Source organism: Bacillus sp. USDA818B3_A (genome assembly GCF_009928415.1).
Classification (GTDB): Bacteria; Bacillota; Bacilli; order Bacillales; family Cytobacillaceae; genus Neobacillus.
The window spans coordinates 1-593 of record NZ_JAABNN010000059.1 but is presented as its reverse complement, the minus strand read 5'-3'; the positions used below and the strand labels follow the sequence as shown (position 1 = coordinate 593).

1 rRNA gene is annotated in these 593 nt (G+C 57.5%); it reads right to left on the bottom strand.

From position 1 onward, the window contains the following. Nucleotides 1–593: ribosomal RNA gene (locus GXK58_RS26840) — 23S ribosomal RNA — on the bottom strand; the annotation flags it as partial.

Sequence of the window (593 nt, the reverse complement as noted above, 5' to 3'; positions counted from 1 at the left end):
ACATAGCTACCCAGCGATGCCTTTGGCAAGACAACTGGTACACCAGCGGTGCGTCCATCCCGGTCCTCTCGTACTAAGGACAGCTCCTCTCAAATTTCCTGCGCCCACGACGGATAGGGACCGAACTGTCTCACGACGTTCTGAACCCAGCTCGCGTACCGCTTTAATGGGCGAACAGCCCAACCCTTGGGACCGACTACAGCCCCAGGATGCGATGAGCCGACATCGAGGTGCCAAACCTCCCCGTCGATGTGGACTCTTGGGGGAGATAAGCCTGTTATCCCCGGGGTAGCTTTTATCCGTTGAGCGATGGCCCTTCCATGCGGAACCACCGGATCACTAAGCCCGACTTTCGTCCCTGCTCGACTTGTAGGTCTCGCAGTCAAGCTCCCTTGTGCCTTTACACTCTACGAATGATTTCCAACCATTCTGAGGGAACCTTTGGGCGCCTCCGTTACTCTTTAGGAGGCGACCGCCCCAGTCAAACTGCCCACCTGACACTGTCTCCCACCCCGATAAAGGGGTGCGGGTTAGAATTTCAATACAGCCAGGGTAGTATCCCACCGACGCCTCCACCGAAGCTGGCGCTCCGG